Consider the following 22,777-nt stretch of genomic DNA (forward strand, 5'->3'; position numbering starts at 1 on the left):
GTCAGTCTGCCGAAATTCCCGACGGCCCGATGCGCCGGGCGTTGGGCGTGTTGGAAATGCGGATGCGTATCAAATGCCGCGCCGGATCGGTGTAGCTGGCCCGGCCGTGCAGGGTGCGGTGGTTGTCTGCCCACAGCAGGGTATCGTCCGGCAGGCAGCGGTCGAAGCGCGGCGCACGCCGTTCGATGATGTCGTTCAGCAGTTCCACCGCGGCCGACAGCTGCGGCGTGGCCAGGTCGGGCCGCGCCGCCAGTCCTTTGACGATGGCGTCGTAGCGCCAGCGCATCGCCGGCCCGTTCTCCAGCGTGAACACCGGTGCCAGATGATACTCGACTTGCTGTTCGCTTGCTGCGTAGACCGACGGCACGCGGAAGGGCACGGGCTGCGCGCATAGCAGCTGGTAGGCGGCGCGTCCGGCGGCCGTCCTGTTCAGCTCGGCCACGATGTCTTCGATGTCGATCAGCAGCGAGGCGCCGCCGTTGCAGCGTGCCGCGTTCACCACGTAGAGCAGGAATTGCTCTTCCGGCATGGGGTAAAACGAGGAGTCGGTGTGCATGTCGGCGTTGCCCACCCGCTCGGAAAAGGTCACGAAGCGCGCCTGCGCGGCCTCGGCGGCAGGGGCTCCCGCGCCGCCGCGGGCGCGCACGTCCCAGGCCACGCGCCGGGTGCGCTGGTCGGTGGAGGTGGGGTAGCCCTGCGTGAGGGCGATGGCGTACAGCGCGGCGTTGCGGCGCGCCTCGTCGAGTTCTGCCAGCCCCAGGCCGGTGATGGCCAGGCCGCGCGCAGCGCGCCCGGCGATGGCCTGCGCCAGGCGCTGCAGGGTCGGGATGGCCAGCAGCTGGCGCCGCAGCGCTTCTTCGTCCGGATGGGGGTAGAAGCCGTTGCCGTTGAAATCGTCGAAGTGCTGGGCCACGAGGGCGTACGTGGCGTCCAGATCCGCACCCCAGGAGAAGTTGCGCTTGACGATGGAAATTTTGCCGGATTGTTCGATGGTGGTCAGCATGATGGCTCCTGGTCATTGTTGCCACACGGCAACTATGCGCAAATAGTACTACGGCAGGAGCGAATTGCAAGCATTTTGTTGCGATGCGTCAATTTACGAAAAAGCACGGCGGTATACGCTGGAAAAATTGCTAAGTGTCAGGAGATCAACACTTTCTCATAGGTGATTTTTGCTGTGGATGGGCAATTGTGGATAACACGTAGTTACCAGCACACGTACGCTATTCATCGTGAAACAGTCCGTTCCACGGTAGGGCAAGCAAAAAATATTGCGATGCGGTAGAATATTTCCATACGGAAAAATACTTGTCAAAAGGATTAAATATGAAATGGCTGCGTGAACTCAAGCTATCGACCAAGCTGGGACTGGCTTTCGCCTCGGTGCTGGCGCTGACGGCGTGCGTCGGGGTGTTCTCCATCGTCAAGCTGGCGGACGTGAACCGCACCGCGAACGAGCTGTCGTCCCGCTGGATGCCCAGCATGCGCGTGATCCAGGACATCAAGTCCCAGATCGCCCGCGTGCGCACGCGCGAGTTCCAGTACATCATCTCGACCGAGCAGGCCGACATGGACAAATACGACAAGGTGATCGCCAATGACCTGGTGGAGCTGGGCAAGATGCAGGCCGAGTACGTGCAGCTGCTGGCCACGCCGGAAGAGAAGGAGCTGTACGCTGGCTTCCTGGCCATGTGGGAGCGTTACCTGGCCGAGGACGCGAAAATCCGCGCCGCCGCCCGCGCCAACGACGACGTGGCCGCCAAGGCCCTGATCCGTGGGGAATCGAACAAGCTGATCGTGGCGCTGCGCGGCCAGGTGGACAAGCTGGTGGCGCTGTACGGCGCCGGCGGCATGCAGGCGGCGCAGGACGGCGAGCGCCTGTACACCTCGGCGCGCAGCTGGATCATCGGCTTGCTGGCGGCCAGCGTGGCGCTGGGCGCACTGGGCGCGGCGCTGATCACGCGCTGGCTGGTGCGCCGCCTGGGCGGCGAGCCGGACTATGCGGCCGAGATCGCCAACCGCATCGCGGCCGGCGAACTGTCGGTGGCCGTGCGCACCGCGCCCGGCGACGAGAGCAGCCTGCTGTACGCCATGAGCAGCATGCGCGCCAGCCTGGCCCACATCGTCGGCCAGGTGCGCGCGGCAACCGACACCATCGCCAGCGCCTCGGACCAGATCGTGGCAGGCAACCTGGACCTGTCCTCGCGCACCGAGCAGCAGGCCAGCTCGCTGGAGGAAACCGCCGCCTCGATGGAGGAGCTGACTTCGACCGTGAAGCAGAATTCGGCCAGCGCGCGCCAGGCCAACCAGCTGGCGCTGACGGCCTCCGGCATCGCCGAGAAGGGCGGTGCGGTGGTGGGCCAGGTGGTGGAAACCATGGGCAGCATCAACGCTTCCGCGCGCAAGATCGTCGACATCATCGGCGTGATCGACGGCATCGCGTTTCAAACCAATATCCTGGCGCTAAACGCGGCCGTGGAAGCGGCCCGGGCCGGCGAACAGGGGCGCGGCTTTGCCGTGGTGGCCTCGGAAGTGCGCAACCTGGCGCAGCGCTCGGCCGCCGCCGCCAAGGAAATCAAGGTGCTGATCGGCGACTCGGTCAACCAGGTCGAGGCGGGCAGCATGCTGGTCAGCCAGGCCGGCGCCACCATGGAGGAAGTGGTGGTGAGCGTGCGCCGCGTAACGGAAATCATGAGCGAAATCACCCTGGCCGGCCAGGAGCAGAGCGCCGGCATCGAGCAGGTCAACCAGGCCATCGCCCAGATGGACAGCGTGACCCAGCAGAACGCCGCGCTGGTGGAGGAAGCCACGGCCGCCTCGCAAAGCATGCGCGTGCAGGCCGGCGGGCTGGAGTCGCTGGTGAGCATCTTTACGCTGGACGGCGGCGCTGCGCCAAGCGCGCGGCGCGCGCTGGCCGTGGCGCCGGGCGGGCGCGCAGGCGGCACCCCGCGCCCCCGCGCCGCGCTGGGCCACAGGCTCGGCAAGGCGGCCTGAGCCGGGCGGCCGGACGCCGCGCAGATCGGGTAATATCCGCCGTTATTCCTACAATAATGCGGCGGAGGGGACATGTTCCATGTAGAACTGGCGGCCATCGAAACGCTGTTCGATGCCTTGAGCGACGTGGCGTTTTTCGTCAAGGACCGCGACGGCCGCTACCTGGCCGCCAACCATACGCTGGTGCGGCGCTGCGGCTTGCGCAGCAAGCAGGAGCTGGCCGGCAAAACGGTGCTGGAAGTGCATCCGCGCGCGCTGGCGCAGACCTATATCGCGCAGGACCGCCAGGTGATCGAGCTGGGCTGCACCATCCGCCAGCACCTGGAACTGCACCTGTATCCCAACCGGCGCCACGGCTGGTGCCTGACCCACAAGGTGCCGCTGCGCGACGCGGCGGGCGCCATCGTCGGCCTGGTCGGCACCTCGCACGACCTGGGGCTGGCGGACGAGCACCATCCCGTTTACCGGCAGATCGCCGGCATTGCCCAGCACATCCGCGAGCATTACCGCGAACCGCTGTGCCTGAAGCAGCTGGCGCGCGAGGCTGGCTTGCCGCTGGCGCGCGTGGAACGGCTGTTCCAGCGCGTGTTCCACTACAGCCCGCGCCAGCTGTTGCTGCAGACGCGCCTCAACGGCGCGCTGGCCTTGATCGAGTCCGGCCGCGAGTTGAGCATCGCCGAGATCGCCGGCGAGTGCGGCTATACCGACCACAGCGCGTTCAGCCGCCAGTTCAAGGCGCTCACCGGGCAGACGCCGGTGCAGTACCGCGCGCAGTGCCGGGCGGGCGCGGCCGGCGGCAGCCAGACCAGCCGCGCCGCCGCATCGCTGCTGGCGTCGCTCTCCCATTGATAGCTGTGGCTTTTGCGCGCCGCCGGTGCGCCGCCATTGTGCCGATCCCCAGCCCCTTGCCGTTTAAATAGAGCGAACGGCTTCGCAAGACTGTTTTTGCTGTCATTCCGGAAATCTTGCCACGCTAGTATTTCCTGGCCGGGCTCGTCCCGGTGACCTTATCGACAACAAAAAACAGGAGCGGTAAAACATGTCATTTCCAAGAAATGCAGCAACCTTGGCGGCGCTGATAGCGTCCTGCTGCGCCAGCGCAGCCGACACCCACGACGGCGAGCACGCCCGCCTGCGCCAGGCGCCCATGCCCCATGCGCGCCAGACCTTGCCGCCGTCGGCCGAACAGAGCCGCTACAACCTCCCCATGAGCAAGAAGCCGCGCCACGACCTGATGCCGCGCCAGCTGCGCAGCAGCGCCCCCGCCGACGCCGGACCGGCCGCCCTGGCCGCCACGCCCGAGTGCAAGGACATGGCCAGGCTGGCCACCTACAGCGGCGCCGCGCTGGCCGACTACCTGGCCGGCCTGCCGGATTACGAGTGCACCTATGGCCTGTTTTCGCTCGGCGCGCAGCAGGCCGCCGTCATCTATTCGGCAGCCAACATGGGCGCCGTGGCGAGCCGGCTCACGCAGGAGGCCGCCGCCTACAACGCCAGCAACATGAAGCTGGTGAACCTGGTGCTGTACCTGCGCGCCGGCTACTACCTGGCCGGCGCCGGCACCATGCCGGAACCGGCCGCCGCGCTGGCCGCGTCGCTGCGCACGCCGATCAGGCAACTGGCCGAGGGCGCGGCGCTGTACCAGGCGAACGCGGCGGCCGACAGCACGGCCATGGAAACCTTCAAGCTCATCACCAATATGCACGACGAGCTGTACTACCTGCCCACCGTGAAGAGCGTGGTGGCCCGCTTCACCAACCGCAGCGGCTACCCGAACGCGGCCGATGCGCTCAAGCAGAGCAGCGCGGCCGGTGGCCTGACCGGCGCGCTGACGGTGCTGTTCTATGCGCACGGCCGGCCGGGCGGCGCCGACTTGCTCAAGGCCGACCTCTCGTATGCCACCACGCTGAACACCTTCGTCACCGCCAACAAGGCGGCGCTGCTGGGCAGCAACGCCGCCTACCAGCTGACCGACGCCGCCAGCGAAGCGTTCCGCTTCATGCAGTACGCGACGATCAAGGCCGGGGTCAAGCCCATGGTGCTGAATACGCTGCAGGGCAGCAGCATGACCGGCGCCGACAGCGGGCTGTGGCTGGCGGCCGCGTCCGCCGTGAAGTATTACGACAGTGCGGCGTGCGCGGAATACGGCACCTGCAACTACGAGCAGCAACTCGCGGACACCGTGCTCAAGTTCAGCCGCCAGTGCAGCCCCAGCCTGCGCCTGCGCGCCCAGGACATGACCGAGGCCCAGATGACGGAGGTGTGCGCCGCGCTGCAGCAGGAGGAGGGCTATGCGCACGCGATGCTGCAAACCGGCCGCACGCCGGTGGCCAGCGACAACAACACCGCGCTGGAGCTGGTGGTATTTGACGACTACAGCAACTACAGCAAATACGCCGGTATCATCTACGATATCGGCACCGACAACGGCGGCATGTACCTGGAGGGCAATCCGGCGCAGGCGGGCAACCAGGCGCGCTTCATCGCGCACGAGGCGTCCTGGCTGCGGCCGGCGTTCAAAGTCTGGAACCTGGAGCACGAGTACGTGCATTATCTGGACGGCCGCTACAATATGTACGGCGATTTCGGCGCGTCCACCGCCGTGCCCACGGTCTGGTGGATAGAAGGCATCGCGGAATACCTGTCGCTGAAGAACAATAACCAGGTTGCCATCGACATCGCGCGAACCCGCGCCTACCGCCTGAGCGAGATCTTCGGCAACACCTACAGCATGGGCGACTACACCAACCGCGCCTACCGCTGGGGCTACATGGCCACCCGCTTCATGATGGAAAAGCACCGCGCGGACGTGGACGGCATGCTGGCCAAATTCCGCCTGGGCGACTACACGCGTTATCAAACCGCCATCAGCCAGATCGGCACCGCCTATGACAACGAATTCGCCGCCTGGGCGGACACGGCCACCACGGCCGGCGAGCCGCCGATGCCGAACGACGACCCGGGCGCCAGGCTGCCGGATTGCGCCTCGTCCACCAGCCTGGGCAAGAACTGCACAGTGCGCAACCTGGCGTCCAGCTACCGTTCCTACTTCACCTTGATGCTGCCGGCCGGCGCAAAGAACCTGAAGCTGGCCACGCGCAACGGCAGCGGCGACGTGAATATGTATCTGGCGCTGGACCGCTGGCCCACGCCGTCCAGCTATGACCTGGCGTCGGCCAGGGCCGGCAATGCGGAGGACATCGCGCTGGCCAGCCCGGCGGCGGTGCGCTGGTATTACATCACGCTGGACGCGAAACAGCCCTTCAGCGGGGTGTCGCTGAGCGTCATGTACGAGTAAAGAACAGGATGCAAGCTGCGCTTTGCGTATAATGAGAGCAGGTCAGGCCCGCGCCTCGTGGGCCTGAATTTGTCTAGACAAGTTGTCGCGGTGGCAGTCAGAAGGAAATGTTCAGCACTGGTTCGGTCCCAAGATTCCCCATCCTGCCTGATCGCGCGCAAAGCGCGGCAGAGTGCCAAATCCCACGAAAAATCCCCACTCCGTCCGTCCCGGCATAGCCGCATCCGCATCGCGCGCAGCTGTTGTCAACTTGCTACGCTGTTGTTGTCATATGGCAACCTTATAATTATTTTTCAATTTTTTCTTGACATCTTTTTGACCCTGAGACTAGCCATGTTGGGCGGCAGATTGATGAGGTAGCACTTTCAGTATCTTGTGTAAGTCTCTAATTTAACGAAACATTTTTACTAGAGCCTGCATCAAGGATCGACGCTAAGTCCTTAATTTCATTAATAAAATCCATGTTTTCCCAATAGGAAAGCGCTTGACCACTATCTTTCCATCCTCTAAAGTGGGCAACTGTGTGAAAAAGTGTAGTTTTGTGGGATTTTCCAGCCTCTTTTTCTGCCTCCTCATTTAAAAGGTAATACGTGTTTCAAGGCGCTTCCGCGATCACTCTCGATGCGAAAGGCAGGATGTCCATCCCGGCCAAGCATCGCGACGCACTGGCTATCCAGTGCGAAGGACGCCTCACGCTTACCAAGCACCCGGATGGCTGCCTGCTGATGTACCCGCGCCATGTGTGGGAAGCCAAGCGCGACCAGATCGCTGCCTGGCCGATGTCCGCCCGCGGCTGGCAGCGCATTCTGCTGGGCAACGCTAACGACGTGGAAATGGACTCGGCCGGCCGCATCCTGGTGGCGCCCGAACTGCGCGACGCAGTCGGCCTGGGCCGCGAAGTCGTGCTGTCCGGCATGCTGACCCATTTCGAAATCTGGGATCCGGCCCGCCGTGCCGAAAACGAGCAAGCCACCATCGACGTCGGCATGCCCGACGCACTTTCCGATTTTTCTTTCTAAGGCCCGCCCAAAATGACTTCAGTTGCGGTGCCAGAATTCCAGCATCGTACGGTGCTGCTAGACGAGGCGGTCGACGCGCTCCAGCTGGAAGGCGAGCGCGCCAACGGCCTGTATATCGACGGCACTTTCGGGCGCGGCGGCCACAGCCGCCTGATCCTGTCGCGCCTGGGCGCGCAAGGCCGTTTGCTGGCCTTCGACAAGGACTTGCAGGCCATCGCCACCGCCGAGCAGATTACCGACCCCCGTTTCCAGATCGTGCATGACAGTTTCGCCACCATGGCGTCCGCACTGGCGGAACGCGCCATGCCCAAGGTGGACGGCGTGCTGCTGGACCTGGGCATCTCTTCGCCGCAGGTGGACGACGCCGCCCGTGGCTTCAGTTTCCGCAACGATGGTCCGCTCGACATGCGCATGGACACCACGCGCGGCATGTCGGCTGCGGAATGGCTGGCTACCGAAACCGTAGAGACACTGGAAAAGGTGATAAAAGAATATGGGGAAGAACGGTTTGCTTTTCAGATTGCAAAGGCGATTGTTGCTCGCCGGGCAGTCGAACCAATTTCAAGCACACGACAGCTTGCCACAATCGTGGCAAATGCGGTCAAGACCCGTGAAAAGGGCAAGGATCCGGCCACCCGGACTTTTCAAGCTATCCGGATTCACATCAATAAGGAACTTGAGGATCTCGAAGCCGGACTGACCCACGCCTACGACTGCGTGGCGCCGGGCGGCATCCTGGCCATCATCAGCTTCCATTCGCTGGAAGACCGCATGGTCAAGCGCTTCTTCGCCTCCAAGGCCAATGTGCCGCAGCCGGACCGGCGCCTGCCGATCCGCGCGGTGGACTTGCCGCAGCCGGAACTCAAGCTGCTGGCCAAGATCAAGCCGTCCGACGCCGAAGTCGAGGCCAACCCGCGCGCCCGCTCGGCGGTGATGCGCGTGGCGCGCCGCCTTCCCTACGACGAGAAGGCGGCGGCGTGAGTTTCAAGATCAACATCGTCCTGGCGGCCCTGCTGGTGGGCTGCGCGCTCTCGCTGGTGAACGCGCAGTACCAGGCACGCCACCTGTTCATCGACCTGGAGCGCGCGCAAGCGAAGGCGCGCCAGCTCGACATCGACTGGGCGCAACTGCAGCTGGACCAGTCCAAGCTGGGCAAGCACGCCCGTATCGAGGAAATCGCCCGCCGCGACCTGAACATGACGCAGCTGACGCCGAACCGCACGCAGTACCTCACGCAAGGGGAGCAGTGATGCGCGCAGGCGGCGGAGCAAACAGCGCACGCGTGGCACGCTCGAAGGGCATGCCATTCTCGAAAAGCCCGATGCTGGCGGTGAGCCTGCCGCCGTGGCGTTCGCGCGTGGTGCTGTTCGTGCTGTTCGCCGCTTTCGCCGCGCTGGGCATACGCGCCGTGTGGCTGCAGGGCGTGAAGACCCAGTTCCTGCAGCAGCAGGGCGAGAACCGCTACGCCTTCACGCTGGAACTGCCGGCCACGCGCGGCAAGATCACCGACCGCAACGGCCAGGTGCTGGCCTCGTCCGTCCCGGTGAAAGCCATCTGGGCGATTCCGGAAGACGTGCTGGCCGCGCCGGCCGACAAAATCCGCGCGCTGGCGGCCTTGCTGGAAATGAGCGAGGCCGACCTGCGCAAGAAGCTGGATTCGGACCGCGACCTGGTCTACCTGAAGCGCCAGGTGGAAATGGACGTGGCGGCCAAGATCGCCGAACTGAAGATCGACGGCATCGAGGCGCGCAAGGAATACAAGCGCTTCTACCCGCAGGGCGAAGTAATGACGCACGTGGTGGGCTTCACCAACGTCGAGGACGTAGGCCAGGAATCGATGGAGCTGGCGCAGCAGAAAACGCTGCAGGGCGCCACCGGCAGCCGCCGCGTGATCAAGGACCGCCTGGGCCACATCGTCGAGGACATCGGCTCCGTCCACGAGCCGCACGACGGCAAGGACCTGACCCTGTCGGTGGACAGCAAGATCCAGTACATCGCCTACACCCAGCTGAAAGGCGCGGTGGAGAAGTTCAAGGCCAAGGCCGGCGGCGCCGTGGTGCTGGACGTGCATACCGGCGAAGTGCTGGCGCTGGCCAACTACCCGAGCTACGACCCGAACGACCGCCGCTCGCTGACCGGCGCGCAGCTGCGCAACCGCGTCATGACCGACACCTTCGAGCCCGGCTCCACGCTGAAGCCCATCACCGTGGCGCTGGCGCTCGACAGCGGCCGCGTGAACCCGAATTCCTATATCGACACCGGCGCCGGCCGCTATACCATCCTGGACCGCACCATCAGCGATACCAAGGGCCACGGCGTGATCAACGTGTCGCAGATCATCGAGATGTCGTCCAACATCGGCACCTCGAAAATTGCGCTGAGCATGCCGCCGCAGGAAATGTGGGAGATGTTTACCAAGGTCGGTTTCGGCCAGCAGCCGAAGTGGGGCTTCCCCGGCGCGGTGGCCGGCCGCGTGCGTCCTTATAAATCCTGGCGCCCGATCGAGCAGGCCACCATGAGCTACGGTAACGGCATTTCGGTGTCGCTGATCCAGCTGGCGCGTTCCTACATGATGTTTGCCCGGAACGGCGACACCATCCCGCTGTCGTTCCAGAAGGTGACCGAGCCGCCGCAGGGCCAGCAGATCATCAAGCCCAGGACCGCCGAGCAGATGCGCGCCATGCTGGAGAGCGTGGTGTCGGGCAAGGATGGCACCGCCAAGCAGGCACAGATTCCAGGCTACCGCGCGGGCGGCAAGACCGGCACCGCCTACAAGGTGGAAAACGGCCGCTACGCCATACCGCGCAAGTACATCGGCTCCTTCGTCGGCATGGTGCCGATGTCGAATCCGCGCTTCATTATCGCTGTCATGATCGACGAACCTACCCAGGGCGGCCACTTCGGCGGCCAGGTTGCAGCGCCGACCTTCGCCGCCGTTGCGGCCAACGCCTTGCGTTCCCTGAATGTGCCGCCGGATTCGTCCGTCACCGAAATCGTCATCCCTGCCGACGGCGGGGCGGACGTTATGTAATGAGCGCCATGACACCTAACGAAATCAGCAACTGGATAAAGCAGACCGCGCTTGCAGGCCAAGCCGGGCAACTGGCCTCCGACTCGCGCCGCGTCAAGCCGGGCGACGTGTTCTTCGCCTATCCCGGCGACGGCAAGGATGGCCGCGCCTTCATTGCCGCCGCCATCGCGCAGGGCGCGGCCGGCATCGTGTATGAAGAGCAGGGCGCCGAGGCCTGGCCGTGGGACGCGTCGTGGACCACGCCGCGCCTGGCCGTGGCGGACCTGAAACGCCGCTCCGGCCTGATCGCGCACGCCTTCTACGGCTATCCGGACGCCAGTATGTACACCGTGGGCGTGACCGGCACCAACGGCAAGACCTCGTGCGCCGTCTGGCTGGGCCAGGCCCTGAGCCGCCTGGGCGACCTGACCGCCGTCATCGGCACGCTGGGCGTGGGCATGTCGCGCGCGCGCGGCGAAGTGGAATTCGACCCCACCGGCTACACCACGCCGGACGCGGTGCTGCTGGCCCAGAAGCTGGCCGAAACGCGCGACCAGGGCGCCACCGCGCTGGCCATCGAAGTGACTTCCATCGGCCTGGACCTGGGCCGCACCGACGGCATGCACTTCGACGTGGCGCTGTTTACCAACCTCACGCGCGACCACCTGGACCACCACGGCAGCATGGACGCGTACGAGGCGGCCAAGACCAAGCTGTTCGACAGCCCCGGCCTGCAAGCCTCTGTGGTCAACCTGGACGACGCCATGGGACGGCGCCTGGCCGACCGCATCGTGGCGCGCAAGGACCGCGTGGTGGGCTACACGCTGGCCGATGCCGCCGCGCTGCCGGACCTGCCGGGCGTGGACATGCTGCGCGCCGGCCAGCTGCGCACGCGCAGCGCCGGCACCGAGTTCCATCTGGATACGCCGCAGGGCAGCACGCTGGTGAAGACCCATCTGGTGGGCCAGTTCAACATCAGCAATGCGCTGGCGGTGCTGGGCGCGCTGCTGGTGAAGGGCGCCACCCTGCGCGCCGCCGTGGAAGCCATCGAGAGCCTGACCCCGGCGCCCGGCCGCATGCAGCAGATCGGCGGCAACGACGCGCCCATGGTGGTGATCGACTACGCGCACACGCCGGACGCGCTGGAAAAGACGCTGGAGACGCTGCGCAGCGTGGCGGCCGAGCGCGGCGGACAGCTGTGGTGCGTGTTCGGCTGCGGCGGCGACCGCGATCCGGGCAAGCGCCCGCAGATGGGCCGCATCGCGCAGATGGCCGAGCACGTGCTGGTCACCAGCGACAACCCGCGCAGCGAAGAGCCGCACGCCATCATCGAGCAGATTATCGCCGGCATGGACCCGCAGCACCCGACTTCCGTGTTCCAGGCGGTGGACGACCGCGCAGCGGCCATCCTGTCCGCCATCAAGCACGCCGCCAAGCCGGACGTGATCCTGCTGGCCGGGAAGGGCCATGAGCCCTACCAGGAAATCAAGGGCCGCAAGATCCCGTTCTCGGACGCCGACCACGCCCAGCTGGCGCTGTCCGCCCGCCTCACCATGATGAGGACCAATTGATGCAAGCAACACTGGCCCAGCTGCTGACCGCTATCCCTGGCGCGGTGTATGTCCCCGCGCTCGGGCCGGGGATCGCCGTCTCCGCTTCCGCTGCGGCCGCCGCCACGCCTGACGCCGTCGTCTTCGACGGCGTCTCCACCGACAGCCGCAACGCGCCTGCCGGTTCGCTGTTCGTCGCCCTGCGCGGCGAGAACTTCGACGCGCACGACTTCCTGCTGGACGGCCCCAACGCCGTGGCGGGCAAGGGCGTTGCCGCCGTCGTCGCCGAGCGCCTGCCCGAAGGCTGGACCCTGCCGGCCCTGCTGGTGCCGGACACGCTGGCGGCCCTGGGCCGCATCGCCAACTACTGGCGCAGGCAGTACGCGCTGCCCGTCATCGGCGTCACCGGCAGCAACGGCAAGACCACGGTCAAGGAAATGATCGCCGCCATCCTGGCGGCAGCGCACGGCGAAGACGGCCGCCTGGCCACGCGCGGCAACCTGAATAACGAGATCGGCGTGCCGCTCACGCTGTTCCGCCTGGGTGCCGCGCACCGGTCGGCGGTGATTGAGCTGGGCATGAACCACCCCGGCGAAATCGGCCGCCTGAGCGCCATCGCCGAGCCCACCATCGCCATGGTGAACAACGCCCAGCGCGAGCACCAGGAATTCATGCATACCGTGGAAGCGGTGGCGCGCGAGAACGGCGCCGTGCTGGCAGGGTTGCCGGCGGACGGCGTGGCCGTGTTCCCGCAAGGGGACGAGTTCACACCCATCTGGCGGGAACTGGCCGCTGGCCGCCGCACGCTCACCTTCGGCCTGACCAAGGAAGCCAACGTCTCCTGCACCTACCGCGCGGGCGATTTCGGCAACCAGATGTTCATCACCGTGCAGGAAGGCGACGCTGCAGCCGAGCCGCTGCAGTTCTTCGTCGCCCTGCAGGCGGCGGGCGAGCACAACGTGCTGAACGCACTGGCTGCCGTGGCATGCACCCACGCCGCCGGCATCGGCGCCCAGCACATCAAGCTGGGCCTGGACACCTTTGCGCCCGTCAGCGGCCGGCTGCAGAAAAAGCTTGCCGTAAACGGCGCCACCGTCATCGACGACAGCTACAACGCCAACCCGGATTCGGTGCGCGCCGCCATCGACGTGCTGGCCAAGGCCGCCGCGCCGCGCGTGCTGGTGCTGGGCGACATGGGCGAGGTGGGCGCGCAGGGCCGCGAATTCCACGAGGAGATCGCCGCCTACGCCGCCGGCAGGAACATTGAACACGTCCTCGTCACCGGCGCCCTGGCGCGCTTCATGAGCCAGCCCGGCGCGGCTGGCAACGTTCGGCATTTTGAAGAATTCGACGCGCTGCTCGCCGCTGTGGACGCGGCAGCAACGCCGGATGCAACCGTATTGATCAAGGGCTCCCGCTTCATGAAAATGGAACGGGTCGTGCAGCATTTGATTGGATCGCAACAAGCTAACAAAGGAACTCACTAATCATGCTGCTCTGGCTCGCACAGATGTACCAGGACGACTTCGGTCCCCTGCGCGTATTCAACTTCATTACCGCGCGCGCGGTGTTCGCCACCATCACGGCGCTGGTGATCGGCCTGTGGGCCGGCCCGTCCGTCATCCGCAAGCTGACCGCCATGAAGTACGGCCAGGCCGTGCGCACCGACGGTCCGCAAACCCACCTGAAAAAGCACGGCACCCCCACCATGGGCGGCGTGCTGCTGCTGATCGCCGTGGGGGTGTCCACGCTGCTGTGGTGCGACTGGTCCAACCGCCTGATCTGGCCCGTCATGGTTGTCACGCTGGGCTTCGGCGCCGTGGGCTGGGTGGACGACTACCGCAAGGTGGTGCGCCAGGACCCGGAAGGCATGCGCTCGGCTGAAAAATACTTCTGGCAGTCGCTGGTGGGCATAGGCGCAGCGCTGTACCTGGCGTTCTCGGTGTCCGCGCCCACGCCGGCCAAGGTGTTCGAGCTGTTCTTCGCCTGGGTGCAGTCGGGCTTCTCGATGGACCTGCCGCCCAAGGCCGACTTGATCGTGCCGTTCTTTAAAACCATCAGCTATCCGCTGGGCGTGTGGGGCTTCATCGCGCTGACCTATTGCGTCATCGTCGGCACCAGCAACGCCGTGAACTTCACTGACGGCCTCGATGGCCTGGCCATCATGCCGACCGTGATGGTGGGCTCGGCGCTCGGCCTGTTCGCCTACCTGACCGGCAGCACCGTGTACTCGAAATACCTGTTCATCCCCTACATCCCGGGCGCAGGTGAGCTGATCATCTTCTGCGGTGCCATGGCGGGGGCCGGCCTGGCCTTCCTCTGGTATAACACCCACCCCGCGCAAGTGTTCATGGGCGACGTCGGCGCGCTGGCGCTGGGCGGCGCGCTCGGCACCATCGCCGTCATCGTGCGCCAGGAAATCGTGCTGTTCATCATGGGCGGCATCTTCGTGGCAGAAACCGTGTCCGTCATCATCCAGGTGGGCTGGTTCAAGTACACCAAGAAGCGCTACGGCACCGGCCGCCGCGTGTTCCTGATGGCGCCCTTGCACCACCACTTTGAACAAAAGGGCTGGAAAGAGACCCAGGTCGTCGTCCGTTTCTGGATCGTGACGATGATGCTGGTATTGGTTGGCCTCTCCACCTTGAAGCTGCGCTGATGAACTACGAAGGCAAACGGGCACTGGTACTCGGGCTGGGCGAATCCGGCCTGGCGATGGCGTTGTGGCTGGCCCGCGGCGGCGCGCGCGTGCGCGTGGCCGACACGCGCGATGAAAGCGCCGTGGCGGACCGTCTGGCCGCGCTGAAGGCCGCCGCGCCGGACGCCGGATTCATCGGCGGCCCGCTCGACATCGCGCTGCTGTACGACACCGACTTCGTCGCCATCAGCCCCGGCCTGGCGCCCAAGGGCGACGTGGCGGACCTGATGCGCGCGGCGGCCGCCGTGAGCATTCCCGTGTGGGGCGAAATCGAACTGTTCGCGCAGGCGCTGGCTTCGCTGAAAGAAGAACGCGGCTACGCGCCGAAAGTCATCGCCATCACCGGCACCAACGGCAAGACCACCGTCACCAGCCTGACCGGCCAGCTGTGCCAGCGCGCCGGCTTCAGCGTGCGCGTGGCGGGCAATATCAGCCCGGCCGCGCTGGACGTGCTGCGCGACGTGCTTGACGCCGACGCGCTGGCGCCGCAGTTGCCTCAAATCTGGGTGCTGGAACTGTCCAGCTTCCAGCTGCACACCACCTTCAGCCTGCAGGCCGATGCCGCCACCGTATTGAATATCACCCAGGATCACCTGGACTGGCACGGCTCGATGGACGCCTACGCCGCCGACAAGGCGCGCATCTTCGGCGCCGGCACGGTGCGCGTGCTCAACCGCGACGACGCCACCGTGATGCGCATGGCGAACCCGGTCGGCGAGAACGTGAGCTTCGGCACCGGCGAGCCGCAGGAAGCGGGCAGCTTCGGCCTGCACAACGAGCGCGGCATCTACTGGCTGGCGACCTCGGTGCCGGACGAGGATGCCGAGCCGCCCAGGAAGCGCAAGAAGAACGGCCCCGCGCCCGAGCCTGTGCCGACCACCGTCAAGAACCTGATGCCGTCGGATGCGCTGCAGATCCGCGGCCTGCACAATGCCTCCAACGCGCTGGCCGCGCTGGCCCTGTGCCGCGCCATCGGCCTGCCGTTCGCGCCGCTGCTGCACGGCCTGCGCGAATACCGGGGCGAGCCGCACCGCGTGGAGCTGGTGGCGTCCATCAACGAGGTTGAATACTACGACGACAGCAAGGGCACCAACGTGGGCGCCACCGTGGCCGCGCTCAATGGCCTGGGCAAGAGCTTCACCGGCGCCGGCCAGCGCTTGCTGCTGATCGCCGGCGGCGACGGCAAGGGCCAGGAATTCGATCCGCTGGCCGAACCGGTGTCGCGCTATGTGCGCGCGGTAATGCTGATCGGCCGCGACGCGCCGGCGCTGCGAGCCGCGCTGGAGCAGGGCGGCGTGGCTGAGGCGGGCGTGGACCTGGCCGACTGCGGCAGCGACCTGCCGTCCGCCGTGCGCCTGGCCGCCAAGCTGGCCAAGCCGGGCGACGCCGTGCTGCTGTCGCCCGCCTGCGCCAGCCTGGACATGTTCAAGAACTACGCGCACCGCGCGCAGGTGTTCATCGACAGCGTGCGCGAGATCGCGCTCGACGCCGGGCAGGAGCTCTGATCCATGGCCTTCCAGCTGCCATTCCGTTTCGCGTCGCGCCTGTCGTCCTCCTCGGGCTCGACGGCGATCGACAGCCGCGCGCGCCCGTCGAAGATGATGGAGTACGACCAGCTGCTGGTGTGGGTGGTGCTGATCCTCATGCTGCTGGGGATGGTGATGGTGTATTCGGCGTCCATTGCGCTGCCCGATTCGCCCAAGTACGCCGCCTACAAGAACAACTACTTCCTGGTGCGCCAGGCCATGTTCATCGGCATCTCGGTGATGGTGGGCCTGATGACCTTCCGCATCCCGGTCGCCGTCTGGCAGCGCAGCGCGCCCTACCTGTTCATCGGCACGCTGGTGCTGCTGATGGCCGTGTTCCTGCCCGGCCTGGGCGTGACCGTGAACGGCGGCAAGCGCTGGATCTCGCTCAAGGTGTTCAACTTCCAGCCGTCCGAGCTGATGAAGGTGGTGATCGTGCTGTACGCGGCCGATTACACCGTGCGCAAGCAGGAATACATGCACAAGCTGACCAAGGGCTTCATGCCGATGGCGCTGGCGGTGAGCTTCGTCGGCCTGCTGCTGCTGCTGGAGCCCGACCTGGGTGCGTTCGGCGTGATCGTCTGCATCGCCATGGGCATCCTGTTCCTGGGCGGGATCAACGCGATCTGGTTCGGCGGCATCGGCGCCATGCTGGTGACGATTTTCGTGTCCATCATCGCCTTGTCCAAGTTCAGGCGGGACCGCTTCTTCGCCTACCTCAATCCATGGGAAGAGGACAACGCCCTGAACAAGGCTTACCAGCTGACGCACTCGCTGATCGCTTTCGGGCGCGGCGAGTTTTTTGGCGTGGGCCTGGGCGGCAGCCTGGAAAAGCTGCACTACCTGCCGGAAGCGCATACCGACTTCCTGCTGGCGGTGATCGGCGAGGAGCTGGGCCTGGCCGGCGTGCTGTGCGTGGTCGCCATGTTCTACTGGCTGGTCAAGCGCGCCTTCGACATCGGCCGCCAGGCCATCGCCATCGACCAGACCTTTGCCGGGCTGACGGCCAAGGGCATCGGCATCTGGATCGGCGTACAGACCTTCATCAACATGGGCGTGAACCTTGGCCTGCTGCCGACCAAGGGCCTGACCCTGCCGCTGATGAGCTACGGCGGCACCGGCATCATGATTAACTGCGTCGGACTCGCGATCCTGCTCCGGATCGACTACGAGAACCGGGTCCTGATGCGCGGCGGCAGAATATGAAACGACTGATGATCATGGCGGCCGGCACTGGCGGCCACATTTTCCCGGGCCTGGCGATCGCGCAGACCATGCGCGCGCGCGGCTGGGAAGTGAGCTGGCTGGGCACCAGCCACGGCATGGAGCAGGAGCTGGTGCCGCAGCACGGCATCGCCATGGACGCGATCCACTTCTCCGGCATGCGCGGCAAGGGCATCCGGCACAGCGTGGGCGGCGCCATCAAGATGCTGGGCGCCTTCGCTGACTGCTTCCGCTTCCTCGGCCAGCGCAAGCCGGACGCGGTGCTGGGCATGGGCGGCTACGTCACGGTGCCGGGCGGCCTGATGGCGCGCCTGCGCGGCGTGCCTTCCGTGCTGGTGAACGCCGACGCGGCGCTGCTGCTGTCGAACAAAACGCTGGCGCCGTTCGCCGAGCGCGTGTGCTTCGGCTTCCCGGCCGATTTCGGCGCGGCGGCCGGCAAGGCTGTGGTCACCGGCAACCCGGTGCGCAAGGAAATCCTGGACATGGCCGCGCCCGAGGCGCGCTTCGAAGGCCGCGGCGGCGCGCTGCGCGTGCTGGTGGTGGGCGGCAGCCTGGGCGCCAAGGCGCTCAACGACAACCTGCCCGCCGCGCTGGCGCTGATCCCGGATGCCCAGCGCCCGGTGGTGACGCACCAGTCGGGCAAGAAGAACATCGACGCGCTGCGCACGGCCTACGCCGAGGCGGGCGTGCAGGCCACGGTGGTGGACTTCATCGACGACATGGCGCGCGCCTACGCCGAGGCCGACGTGGTGGTCTGCCGCGCCGGCGCCATCACCGTATCCGAACTGACGGCGGCGGGCGTGGCCAGCGTGCTGGTGCCGCTGGTGGCCTCGACCACCAGCCACCAGCGCGACAACGCGCAGTGGATGGCGAAGCAGAACGCTGCCATCCACATGCCGCAGACGGAAATGAATCCGCGCAGCGTGGCAACCCTGCTGGAGACGCTCACGCGCGGCGCCTGCCTGACCATGGCCGCGGCAGCCCGCAAGGCGGGCAAACGCGACGCCAACGAGGCGATCGCACAAGTACTGGAACAGATTGTGGAACACAAATCATGAAGCATAAAGTCAAGAACATACACTTCGTCGGCATCGGCGGCAGCGGCATGAGCGGCATCGCCGAAGTGCTGCTCACGCTGGGCTATAAGGTCAGCGGCTCCGACCTGGGCGCCAACGCCGTCACCCAGCGCCTGGTCGACATGGGCGCCACGGTGCACCAGGGGCACGCCGAAACCCACATCGGCGACGCCGACGCGGTGGTCACCTCCACCGCCGTCAAGGCCGACAATCCGGAAGTGGTGGCGGCGCGCGCGCGCAAGATCCCCATCGTGCCGCGCGCGGTGATGCTCGGCGAGCTGATGCGCCTGAAGCGCGGCATCGCCATCGCCGGCACGCACGGCAAGACCACCACCACCAGCCTGGTGGCCTCGGTGCTGGCGCAGGGCGGCCTGGACCCGACCTTCGTGATCGGCGGCCGCCTGACCGCAGCCGGCGCGAACGCGAAGCTGGGCAGCGGCGACTACCTGGTGGCGGAGGCCGATGAATCGGACGCTTCCTTCCTGAACCTGACGCCGATGATTGAAGTGATTACCAATATCGACGCCGACCATATGGAAACGTATGAGCACGACTTCGAAAAGCTGAAACAGGCCTTCGTCCACTTCACGCACCGCCTGCCGTTCTACGGCCGCGCCATGCTGTGCATCGACGACGAGCACGTACGCAGCATCATCCCGCACGTGACCAAGCCGATCACCACCTACGGCTTCCGCGAGGAGGCCGAAGTGCGCGCCGTGAACGCGCGCGCGGTCGGCGTGCAGATGCACTTCACCGTGCTGCAGGAAGGCTATCCGGACCTGGACGTGGTGCTGAACCAGCCCGGCATGCACAATGTGCTGAACGCCTGCTCGGCGGTCGCCATCGCGCGCGAAATCGGCATCAAGGACAGCGACACCCAGGCCGGCCTGGCCGGTTTTGCAGGCGTGGGCCGCCGCTTTACCCGCTACGGCGACGTTGCCGTCGGCGGCGACACCGCCAAGGGCAGCTTCGCCCTGGTGGACGACTTCGGACACCACCCTGTGGAAACGGAAGTGACCGTGGCCGCCGCGCGCGCAGCCTATCCGGGCCGGCGCCTGGTGCTGGCCTTCCAGCCGCACCGCTACAGCCGCACGCGCGACCTTTTCGAGGACTTCGCGCGCGTGCTCAGCTCCGTGGACGTGCTGGTGCTGGCCGACGTGTACGCGGCCGGCGAGCAAGCGATTGTGGCGGCCGACGGCCGCTCCCTGGCGCACGCGATCCGTGCGCGCGGCAAGGTCGAGCCGGTGTTCGTCGAGAACATCGCCGACATGCCGGAAACCATCATGAACGTGGTGCGCGACGGCGACGTCGTGCTCACCATGGGCGCAGGCTCGATCAGCGGCGTCCCTGCAAAACTGACTACTTACGCTAAGGCCTGAAGAAGTGAACGCGACGACACAATTCCTCTCCGCGCAAGAAGCGCAAGCCTTCGGCAAAGTGGGCGTGCTGTTCGGCGGCCGCTCGGCCGAACGCGACGTGTCCATCATGTCCGGCAGCGGCGTGCTGGCGGCGCTGCAAAGCCAGGGCATCGATGCCCACGCCTTCGACCCCGGCCAGCGCTCGCTGGCCGAGCTGGCCGCTGAACAGTTCGACCGCGTGTTCATCGCGCTGCACGGCCGCTTCGGCGAAGACGGCAGCCTGCAGGGCGCGCTGGAACTGCTGGGCATTCCTTACACCGGCAGCGGCGTGCTGGCCAGCTCGGTGGGCATGGACAAGATCACCACCAAGATCCTGTGGCTGGCAGAAAACCTGCCGACCCCGAAGTACGCCGTGCTCAATGCGCACTCCGACCTGGGCCAGGTGGCGGCCGACCTCGGCCTGCCGCTGATCGTCAAGCCGCCGCATGAAGGCTCGACCATCGGCATCACCAAGGTGGAGCAGGCCGGCGCCTTCCAGGCCGCCTACGACATCGCCGCCGCGCTGGACGACTCGGTGCTGGCCGAGGAATTCGTCACCGGCCGCGAATTCACGGTGGCCGTGCTGGGCACCGGCGCCAGCGCGCGCGCGCTGCCCGTCGTCGAGATCGTGGCGCCGCAGGGCAATTACGACTACCAGAACAAATACTTCACCGACGACACGCAGTATTTCTGCCCGGCGGCGCTGGACCCGGCCCTGGCGGCGGAAATGCAGCGCATCGCCGTGCAGGCTTACCGTTCGCTGGGCTGCGAGGGATGGGGCCGGGTCGACGTGCTGCTGCGCGTGGCCGACAACAAGCCCTTCCTGCTGGAGGTGAACACCTCGCCCGGCATGACCAGCCACTCGCTGGTGCCGATGGCGGCGCGTGCGGAAGGCATCAGCTATGAACAGTTGTGCGTGGAGATCCTGCGCAGCGCACGACTGAAGATGAAGGGATAAGCAGCATGTGGCAAGACGCGAAAGCCTTGAACGCAACCGCCAGCGGCATTTTTGCCGCGGTGGTGCTGGCTTGCGCGGCTTCCGTGGTGTGGTGGGTATCGCAGCGGCCGATGTTCAACCTGCGCACCATCCGCGTTGAAACGATGGACCGCGCCGAACTGCGCCATGTGAACCACCTGACGCTGCAGGCCGGCACCGCCGGCCGCATCCGGGGCAATTTCTTCACCAGCAACCTGGACTCGGTGCGGCAGGCATTCGAATCCGTGCCCTGGGTGCGGCGCGCCACAGTGCGCCGCGAATGGCCGGACCAGCTGGTGGTGGCGCTGGAAGAGCACGAGGCGCTGGGCACCTGGGGCGAGGATGGCCGCCTGCTGTCGACCAAGGGCGACGTGTTTACCGCCAACCTGGCCGAGGCGGAAGAGGACCACGAGCTGCCTGCCTTCTCCGGACCGGAGGGCAGCGAGAAGGAAGTGCTGTCGCGCTTCGGCGAACTGAAGGCGTGGTTCGCGCCGGCGCAGCTGGAGCCGCAGGCGCTGGACCTGTCGGGCCGATACGCCTGGAAGGTGAAGCTGAACAACGGCATGAGCGTGGAGCTGGGGCGCGAGCAGTCGCGCTCCATGCTGAAGGAGCGGGTGGACCGGCTGGTGGGCATCTGGCCGCAGCTGGCGAGCCGGGTGCAGAACATTGAAACGATAGACATGCGGTACCAGAACGGATTGGCGCTGAGCGCAACGGGTTTGAAGATTCCGCCCGAAGTTAAGAAAACCAAGTAAAGCAGGCAAAACAGATGACAAAAGACGCGAAAAACCTGATCGTCGGCCTCGACATCGGCACCTCGAAAGTGGTGGCCGTGGTGGCCGAGGTGATGGGCGATGGACGCCACGAAGTGATCGGGCTGGGCCAGCACGAATCGAAGGGCTTGAAGAAGGGCGTGGTGGTCAACATCGAAGCGACCGTCGAGTCCATCCAGCGCGCGCTGGAAGAAGCCGAGCTGATGGCCGACTGCAAGATCCGCAATGTGTACGCGGGCATCGCCGGCAGCCATATCCGCTCCTTCAATTCGAGCGGCATGGTGGCCATCAAGGACAAGGAAGTGACGGCCACCGACGTGGCGCGCGTCATCGAAACGGCCAAGGCGGTTAACATCCCGACCGACCAGCAGCTGCTGCATACGGTGCCGCAGGAATTCATCGTCGACAGCCAGGAAGACGTGCGCGAGCCGATCGGCATGAGCGGCATCCGCCTGGAAGTGAAGGTGCACATCGTCACCGGCGCGGTGAGCGCGGTGCAGAACATCGTCAAGTGCGTGCGCCGCTGCGGCCTGGAAGTGTCGGACCTGATCCTGCAGCCGATGGCCTCGGCCGACGCGGTGCTCACGCCGGACGAGAAGGAACTGGGCGTGGTGCTGATCGACATTGGCGGCGGCACCACCGACGTGGCCGTGTTCTCGGACGGCGCCATCCGCCACACCGCGGTGATTCCGATCGCCGGCGACCAGATCACCAACGACATCGCCATGGCGCTGCGCACCCCGACCTCGGAAGCGGAAGAGATCAAGATCCGCTACGGCGTGGCCAAGCAGGTGCTGGCCGATCCCGGCGAGCACCTGGAAGTGCCTGGCCTGGGCGACCGCGGCCCGCGCAACCTGTCGCGCCAGGCGCTGGCGGCGGTGATCGAGCCGCGCGTCGAAGAGCTGTTCGCCATGGTGCACCAGGTGGTGCGCGAATCGGGCTACGAAGGCGTGCTGTCTTCGGGCATCGTGCTCACCGGCGGCACCTCCATCATGCCGGGCATGGTGGAAATGGCGGAAGACATATTCCTCAAGCCGGCGCGCATGGGCACGCCGGACTATCGCGGCCAGCTGGCGGACGTGGTGCGCTCCCCGCGCTACGCCACCGTGCTGGGCCTGTTGTTGGAAGCGAAAAAGCAGTACCTGCGCGGCCATATCGTTACGCGCCAGGATGGGTCGGTGAAGGCAGTGTGGCAGCGCATGAAGGAATGGTTCCTCGGTAATTTCTGAAGTAGTG

The 22,777-nt window shown here is 66.0% G+C and carries 18 protein-coding genes and 1 pseudogene; 18 read left to right on the forward strand and 1 reads right to left on the reverse strand.

Going from position 1 to position 22,777, the window contains the following annotated elements; translation table 11 throughout:
- Position 1: 1 nt before the first annotated feature.
- Positions 2 to 1,003 (reverse strand): TauD/TfdA family dioxygenase, encoded by a 1,002-nt coding sequence (locus tag ASC94_RS19140; RefSeq protein ID WP_056398789.1) that lies wholly within the window; start codon positions 1,001 to 1,003, stop codon positions 2 to 4.
- 323 nt (positions 1,004 to 1,326) lie between these two features.
- Between ASC94_RS19140 and ASC94_RS19145 the strand changes: the two genes are divergently transcribed.
- From ASC94_RS19145 to ftsA, 18 genes and pseudogenes are all read left to right on the forward strand, one after another.
- Positions 1,327 to 2,994 (forward strand): methyl-accepting chemotaxis protein, encoded by a 1,668-nt coding sequence (locus ASC94_RS19145; protein WP_082616668.1) that lies wholly within the window; start codon positions 1,327 to 1,329, stop codon positions 2,992 to 2,994.
- Between the two features lie 72 nt (positions 2,995 to 3,066).
- Entirely contained in the window at positions 3,067 to 3,843 is a 777-nt protein-coding gene (locus ASC94_RS19150; protein WP_056398791.1) for an AraC family transcriptional regulator, read from the forward strand.
- 190 nt (positions 3,844 to 4,033) lie between these two features.
- Positions 4,034 to 5,944, forward strand: a pseudogene (locus ASC94_RS19155) (collagenase); the annotation flags it as partial.
- 108 nt (positions 5,945 to 6,052) lie between these two features.
- Positions 6,053 to 6,292: a PPC domain-containing protein gene (locus ASC94_RS34355; protein ID WP_373888126.1), complete on the forward strand. Its 240-nt coding sequence runs from the start codon at positions 6,053 to 6,055 to the stop codon at positions 6,290 to 6,292.
- 590 nt (positions 6,293 to 6,882) lie between these two features.
- Entirely contained in the window at positions 6,883 to 7,311 is a 429-nt protein-coding gene (mraZ, locus tag ASC94_RS19160) for a division/cell wall cluster transcriptional repressor MraZ (protein ID WP_056398795.1), read from the forward strand.
- 12 nt (positions 7,312 to 7,323) lie between these two features.
- Positions 7,324 to 8,292: a 16S rRNA (cytosine(1402)-N(4))-methyltransferase RsmH gene (gene rsmH / locus ASC94_RS19165; RefSeq protein ID WP_056398799.1), complete on the forward strand. Its 969-nt coding sequence runs from the start codon at positions 7,324 to 7,326 to the stop codon at positions 8,290 to 8,292.
- A complete protein-coding gene (gene ftsL / locus ASC94_RS19170) occupies positions 8,289 to 8,561 on the forward strand; it encodes a cell division protein FtsL (protein ID WP_056398802.1) in 273 nt (90 codons plus the stop codon). The genes rsmH and ftsL overlap by 4 nt, the downstream gene beginning before the upstream one ends.
- Positions 8,561 to 10,342 carry a penicillin-binding protein 2 gene (locus ASC94_RS19175; protein WP_056398805.1) on the forward strand — a complete coding sequence of 594 codons (1,782 nt, stop codon included), beginning with the start codon at positions 8,561 to 8,563 and terminating at the stop codon, positions 10,340 to 10,342. The genes ftsL and ASC94_RS19175 overlap by 1 nt, the downstream gene beginning before the upstream one ends.
- Positions 10,343 to 10,350: 8 nt before the next feature.
- Entirely contained in the window at positions 10,351 to 11,892 is a 1,542-nt protein-coding gene (locus ASC94_RS19180; protein WP_056399682.1) for a UDP-N-acetylmuramoyl-L-alanyl-D-glutamate--2,6-diaminopimelate ligase, read from the forward strand.
- Entirely contained in the window at positions 11,892 to 13,358 is a 1,467-nt protein-coding gene (murF, locus tag ASC94_RS19185) for a UDP-N-acetylmuramoyl-tripeptide--D-alanyl-D-alanine ligase (RefSeq protein WP_056398808.1), read from the forward strand. Before ASC94_RS19180 ends, murF begins: the two co-directional genes overlap by 1 nt.
- Positions 13,359 to 13,360: 2 nt before the next feature.
- The gene (mraY, locus tag ASC94_RS19190; RefSeq protein ID WP_056398811.1) at positions 13,361 to 14,530 is read left to right on the forward strand and encodes a phospho-N-acetylmuramoyl-pentapeptide-transferase; all 1,170 of its coding nucleotides are present in this window, start codon (positions 13,361 to 13,363) and stop codon (positions 14,528 to 14,530) included.
- Complete coding sequence (gene murD / locus ASC94_RS19195) at positions 14,530 to 16,074, forward strand: UDP-N-acetylmuramoyl-L-alanine--D-glutamate ligase (protein ID WP_056398814.1); 1,545 nt, start codon at positions 14,530 to 14,532, stop codon at positions 16,072 to 16,074. The genes mraY and murD overlap by 1 nt, the downstream gene beginning before the upstream one ends.
- Positions 16,075 to 16,077: 3 nt before the next feature.
- Entirely contained in the window at positions 16,078 to 17,301 is a 1,224-nt protein-coding gene (ftsW, locus tag ASC94_RS19200; RefSeq protein WP_056398817.1) for a putative lipid II flippase FtsW, read from the forward strand.
- Entirely contained in the window at positions 17,298 to 18,377 is a 1,080-nt protein-coding gene (murG, locus tag ASC94_RS19205; protein ID WP_082616669.1) for an undecaprenyldiphospho-muramoylpentapeptide beta-N-acetylglucosaminyltransferase, read from the forward strand. The genes ftsW and murG overlap by 4 nt, the downstream gene beginning before the upstream one ends.
- Positions 18,374 to 19,774, forward strand: coding sequence for a UDP-N-acetylmuramate--L-alanine ligase (murC, locus tag ASC94_RS19210; protein WP_056398822.1), 1,401 nt, complete (start codon positions 18,374 to 18,376; stop codon positions 19,772 to 19,774). Before murG ends, murC begins: the two co-directional genes overlap by 4 nt.
- Positions 19,775 to 19,778: 4 nt before the next feature.
- Positions 19,779 to 20,750: a D-alanine--D-alanine ligase gene (locus ASC94_RS19215; protein ID WP_056398825.1), complete on the forward strand. Its 972-nt coding sequence runs from the start codon at positions 19,779 to 19,781 to the stop codon at positions 20,748 to 20,750.
- Between the two features lie 5 nt (positions 20,751 to 20,755).
- Complete coding sequence (locus tag ASC94_RS19220; protein WP_056398828.1) at positions 20,756 to 21,523, forward strand: cell division protein FtsQ/DivIB; 768 nt, start codon at positions 20,756 to 20,758, stop codon at positions 21,521 to 21,523.
- A gap of 14 nt (positions 21,524 to 21,537) precedes the next feature.
- The gene (gene ftsA, locus ASC94_RS19225) at positions 21,538 to 22,770 is read left to right on the forward strand and encodes a cell division protein FtsA (RefSeq protein WP_056398831.1); all 1,233 of its coding nucleotides are present in this window, start codon (positions 21,538 to 21,540) and stop codon (positions 22,768 to 22,770) included.
- The last annotated feature ends 7 nt before the right edge of the window (positions 22,771 to 22,777 follow it).

It is taken from the genome of Massilia sp. Root418 (assembly GCF_001425265.1).
GTDB lineage: Bacteria > Pseudomonadota > Gammaproteobacteria > Burkholderiales > Burkholderiaceae_D > Rugamonas.

Bases quoted from the DNA above. Each gene is read 5' to 3' on its own strand.
- rsmH (WP_056398799.1), top strand. From the start codon at position 7,324: ATGACTTCAGTTGCGGTGCCAGAATTCCAGCATCGTACGGTGCTGCTA.
- ASC94_RS34355 (WP_373888126.1), top strand. From the start codon at position 6,053: ATGCTGCCGGCCGGCGCAAAGAACCTGAAGCTGGCCACGCGCAACGGC.
- ftsW (WP_056398817.1), top strand. From the start codon at position 16,078: ATGGCCTTCCAGCTGCCATTCCGTTTCGCGTCGCGCCTGTCGTCCTCC.
- murC (WP_056398822.1), top strand. From the start codon at position 18,374: ATGAAGCATAAAGTCAAGAACATACACTTCGTCGGCATCGGCGGCAGC.
- ASC94_RS19220 (WP_056398828.1), top strand. From the start codon at position 20,756: ATGTGGCAAGACGCGAAAGCCTTGAACGCAACCGCCAGCGGCATTTTT.
- murD (WP_056398814.1), top strand. From the start codon at position 14,530: ATGAACTACGAAGGCAAACGGGCACTGGTACTCGGGCTGGGCGAATCC.
- ASC94_RS19150 (WP_056398791.1), top strand. From the start codon at position 3,067: ATGTTCCATGTAGAACTGGCGGCCATCGAAACGCTGTTCGATGCCTTG.
- murG (WP_082616669.1), top strand. From the start codon at position 17,298: ATGAAACGACTGATGATCATGGCGGCCGGCACTGGCGGCCACATTTTC.
- ASC94_RS19145 (WP_082616668.1), top strand. From the start codon at position 1,327: ATGAAATGGCTGCGTGAACTCAAGCTATCGACCAAGCTGGGACTGGCT.
- ftsA (WP_056398831.1), top strand. From the start codon at position 21,538: ATGACAAAAGACGCGAAAAACCTGATCGTCGGCCTCGACATCGGCACC.
- ASC94_RS19180 (WP_056399682.1), top strand. From the start codon at position 10,351: ATGACACCTAACGAAATCAGCAACTGGATAAAGCAGACCGCGCTTGCA.
- mraY (WP_056398811.1), top strand. From the start codon at position 13,361: ATGCTGCTCTGGCTCGCACAGATGTACCAGGACGACTTCGGTCCCCTG.
- ASC94_RS19140 (WP_056398789.1), bottom strand. From the start codon at position 1,003: ATGCTGACCACCATCGAACAATCCGGCAAAATTTCCATCGTCAAGCGC.
- murF (WP_056398808.1), top strand. From the start codon at position 11,892: ATGCAAGCAACACTGGCCCAGCTGCTGACCGCTATCCCTGGCGCGGTG.
- ASC94_RS19175 (WP_056398805.1), top strand. From the start codon at position 8,561: ATGCGCGCAGGCGGCGGAGCAAACAGCGCACGCGTGGCACGCTCGAAG.